We start from the raw sequence: 4,209 nt of genomic DNA on the forward strand, positions 1-4,209 counted from the left end.
GACGCGCCCGCGGGCGCGTCCGCCCCTGCCGCGCCGTCATCCGCGGGCGATGCGGCTCGCACGGCGTCGGATCAGGCCGGCTATCGGCGGATGCTCGCGCGCGAGGCCGAAGCGCGCGGAGTGCCCCCGGCCATCGCCGATGCCGTCGCGTACGTGGAGAGCGGGTACGATGCCGGCGCGGTCGGCGGGGTCGGCGAGCTCGGACTGATGCAGGTCCGGCCGACAACCGCGGCCATGCTCGGTCACACGGGTCCCGCCGGGGCCCTCCTCGATCCCGCGACCAACGTCCGCTTCGGCGTCGCCTACCTCGCCCAAGCTTGGAAGCTCACGCAGGGCGATCTCTGCCGCACGCTGATGAAGTACAGGGCCGGTCATGGCGAGGAGCGGATGAGCCCGCGCTCCGCCACCTACTGCCAGCGGGTGCGGGTCCGCCTCGCGGCGACCGACGCTTCCCTCGCCGGGACCGCCCCACCCTCCTTCCCGGGAAGCGTCCGCGGGGTTCCCGCGGCGCGCCTCACGGAAAGCGACCCCCGTTCGGCAATCGCGCGGCGCCTGTGGGCCGAGCATGCGGCCCGTGTCCGCGGCATCGGGGCGCGCATCGACCGCATCATGGGCGGCGGCTGAGAACCTGTCGGAGCAAGCTACGTGAACGTCCGCCTCAGCCCGGTCCCGCCCGCCGTCAAACCACGTGCCCTGCCCGCCGCGGGCGGCGGCAGCTTGGAGGTCTGAACCCATGGACCACGGTCACCACGCGCACCATCCCCACGGGCACCGTCACGGCCACGGCGCGGCGTGCGCGGCCGGGGAAACCGCGACGGACCCCGTCTGCGGCATGCGGGTCGACCCTGCGGCCACGCCCCACCATGCCGAGCACGAGCACGCGACCTACCACTTCTGCTCGGCGGGCTGCCGCGCGAAGTTCGTGGCCGAGCCGGCACGCTACCTGGCGGCTGACAAAGGGCCGCCGGACGCCCCTGGCGGGGCGGTCTACACCTGTCCGATGCACCCGGAGATCCGCCGCGACCGACCGGGCAGCTGCCCGATCTGCGGGATGGCGCTGGAGCCGCTCACGCCGACGAGCGGCCCGGTCGAGAACGCCGAGCTCAAGGACATGAGCCGCCGCTTCTGGGTCGGCCTCCTCCTGACCCTGCCCGTCTTCGCCCTGGAGATGGGGGGACATCTGACCGGCCTCGTCGACCGCCTCGGCCTGCAAACCTCGAACTGGGTCCAGCTGCTGCTCGCCTCGCCGGTCGTCCTCTGGGCGGGGTGGCCGTTCTTCGAGCGGGGCTGGCAGTCGCTGGTGAACCGCCGCCTCAACATGTTCACCCTCATCGCCCTCGGGACCGGCGCGGCCTACCTCTACAGCGTCGCCGCGACCGTGGCGCCGGGGCTCTTCCCCGAAGGCCTGCGCGGCCATGACGGGGCGGTGCCGGCCTACTTCGAGGCCGCGGCGGTCATCACCGTCCTGGTGCTGCTCGGGCAGGTGCTGGAACTCGGGGCCCGCGAGCGCACCTCGGGCGCGATCCGGGCGCTGCTCGACCTCGCCCCGCAGAAGGCCTTGCGTCTCGGGATGGGAGGGGCCGACGAGGAGGTGCTCGTCTCGGCGGTGGCGGTCGGGGACCGCCTGCGCGTCCGACCCGGGGAGAAGGTGCCGGTCGACGGCGAGGTCCTGGAGGGGCGCTCGGCCGTGGACGAGGCGATGATCAGCGGCGAGCCGATTCCCGTCTCGAAGGAGCCCGGCTCCCTCGTGGTGGGCGGGAGCCTGAACACGACCGGGGGCTTCGTCATGCGCGCGACGCGTGTCGGGTCCGAGACCACGCTGGCCCGCATCGTCGCGATGGTCGCCGAGGCCCAGCGCTCGCGCGCCCCCGTCCAGCGCCTGGTGGACGATGCGGCGGCCTGGTTCGTCCCCGTGGTGATCTCCGTCGCCGCCCTCGCCTTCGTCGCCTGGATGGCCTTCGGGCCGGAGCCACGCTTCACCTACGCCCTCCTCGCGGCGGTCGCGGTCCTCATCATCGCCTGCCCCTGCGCCCTCGGCCTGGCGACGCCGATGTCGATCATGGTCGGGGTCGGTCGCGGCGCCCAGGACGGGGTGCTGGTCAAGAACGCCGAGGCCCTGGAGCGGTTGGAGAAGGTCGACACGCTCGTCATCGACAAGACCGGGACCCTGACCGAGGGCAAGCCCAAGGTCACCGCCGTGTTGCCGGCCCCCGGTTTCACGGACGCCGAGGTGCTGCGCCTCGCCGCCGCGGTCGAGCGTGCGAGCGAGCATCCCCTGGCCCTCGCCATCGTCCGGGCCGCGGAAGCGCGCGGCGTCCCGGGAGCCGTGGCGTCCGACTTCGAGGCCCCGACCGGCAAGGGGGCGCTCGGCACGGTCGAGGGACGGCGCGTGGCCATCGGCAACGGGCGTTTCCTGGAGGAGCAGGGGACGGACGTGACGCTGCTCCAGGCGCGGGCCGAGGAGGTGCGCAGCCGGGGCGCGACGGCGGTCCTCGTCGCCGCGGGCGGGAAGCCGGCCGGCGTCATCGCCATCCAGGACCCCGTCAAGACGAGCACGTTCGAGGCCTTGCGAAGGCTGCGGGAGGAAGGCTTGCGCATCGTCATGTTGACCGGCGACAGCCGGACCACGGCCGAGTTCGTCGCCAGGTCGCTCGGCATCGACGAGGTCGAGGCCGAGATCCTTCCCGACCGGAAGGCGGAGGTGGTCAGGACGCTCCAGGGCCAGGGCGCGGTCGTGGCGATGGCCGGCGACGGGATCAACGACGCGCCGGCCCTCGCCGCAGCGGATGTCGGCATCGCGATGGGCGGCGGCACCGACGTGGCCATCGAGAGCGCGGGCGTGACGCTGCTCCGCGGGGACCTGGTCGGCATCGTCAGGGCCCGGCGCCTGTCCCGGGCGACGATGCGCAACATCCGCCAGAACCTGTTCTTCGCCTTCATCTACAACGCGCTGGGCGTGCCGGTCGCCGCCGGGCTGCTCTACCCGTTCCTCGGCATCCTGCTCTCGCCAGTCATCGCGGCGGCCGCCATGGCGCTCTCGTCGGTGAGCGTGATCGGGAACGCCCTGCGCCTCCGCACGACGCGGATCGGCTGAGGCAGGGCCATGGCCTGCGCGCCGCCCTCCGCCGACGGGCCCGGCCCGACCCGTAGGGCGGAAACCCGGCGCGGGCGAATTCTGGGCCGTGCCCCCCTCCCTCCTTCGAGCAATCGCATGAGCCCGTGGAGACCATGACCACGCACCCGCTCGCACTCGGCGTCACGGGCGCCTACCTCGCCATGGTCGATACCGTCGTCCCTGACTTCGTCGAGGCTTTGTACCTCGTCGGTTCCGTCGCCATGGGCGACTTTCGGCCCCCGCTCAGCGACGTGAATTTCGTGGCAATGTCCCAGGCTCGCCCGGGCCGGGGCGAGGTGGCCGCCCTCGCCGAGGCTCATGCCGGCCTCGCCCGCGGCTGGCCGGCCCCGGCGCTCGACGGCGTCTACCTGACCTGGGACGACCTGCGGGCCGGCCCGCTTGCCGTCCCGAACGGCCCCTGCGTCCGGCAAGGGCGATTCTTCGCGTCGGGATGCCACGACCGGCATCCGCTCACCTGGAGCGTCCTGAGGGCCAGCGCGGTCACCATCCGCGGTCCGCTCTGCGCGGGCACCGGGCTCTGGCGTGGAACGACCCACCTGGAACGGTGGGCCCTGGCCAGCGTCGACGAACGCCGGCGCGCTGGACTCGGACCCGATACGGCGGACGCGACGCTCCTCGCGGCGAACGGGGTCGAACGGTTCGTCCTCGGCATGTGCCGGCTCCATTACGTCCTCGCGACCGGGGTCGTGCCTTCGAAGAGCGACGCCGGCCTGTACGGGTTGATCACCTTCCAGCCGGAGTGGCATCGCATCATCGACGAGGCCCTGCGCATCCGCAGGGAACCGGGGGCGGAATGCCTCTACGCGACGCCCGGCGAGCGCGGCCGCGACGCGTTGGCTTTCGTCCGCCTCGTCGCGGACGACGCACGAACGCTCGTCGTCGGTCCTGGCGGTTCCGGACCGGGCTGAGGGCGCTCGGTCTCCCACATCGCCCGGCCGGGAACGGCCGCGCTGCGGTGCGCGGCCGCCTGTGCCGTCCCGAGCTTGGCCGTTACGCCAGGCCTGCGGACGGGCCGCGAGAGGGGCGCCGACGAGATCGGCCTTCGTTCTGCCGGGAGCGCCCGCGGGCGCTCC

3 protein-coding genes are annotated in these 4,209 nt (G+C 73.4%); all 3 read left to right on the forward strand.

Features of this window, described 5'->3' with window-relative positions; all coding sequences use genetic code 11:
* On the forward strand, window positions 1-624 hold a 624-nt coding region (locus MZTS_RS22940; protein ID WP_246482239.1), incomplete at its 5' end, for a lytic transglycosylase domain-containing protein.
* A 109-nt stretch (window positions 625-733) separates the two neighbouring features.
* Entirely contained in the window at window positions 734-3,094 is a 2,361-nt protein-coding gene (locus tag MZTS_RS22945; RefSeq protein WP_183667264.1) for a heavy metal translocating P-type ATPase, read from the forward strand.
* 134 nt (window positions 3,095-3,228) lie between these two features.
* Window positions 3,229-4,044 carry an aminoglycoside adenylyltransferase domain-containing protein gene (locus MZTS_RS22950; protein WP_192285552.1) on the forward strand — a complete coding sequence of 272 codons (816 nt, stop codon included), beginning with the start codon at window positions 3,229-3,231 and terminating at the stop codon, window positions 4,042-4,044.
* Window positions 4,045-4,209 lie beyond the last annotated feature (165 nt).

It is taken from the genome of Methylorubrum zatmanii (assembly GCF_014845115.1).
Classification (GTDB): domain Bacteria; phylum Pseudomonadota; class Alphaproteobacteria; order Rhizobiales; family Beijerinckiaceae; genus Methylobacterium; species Methylobacterium zatmanii.

Bases quoted from the DNA above. Each gene is read 5' to 3' on its own strand.
- MZTS_RS22945 (WP_183667264.1), top strand. From the start codon at position 734: ATGGACCACGGTCACCACGCGCACCATCCCCACGGGCACCGTCACGGC.
- MZTS_RS22950 (WP_192285552.1), top strand. From the start codon at position 3,229: ATGACCACGCACCCGCTCGCACTCGGCGTCACGGGCGCCTACCTCGCC.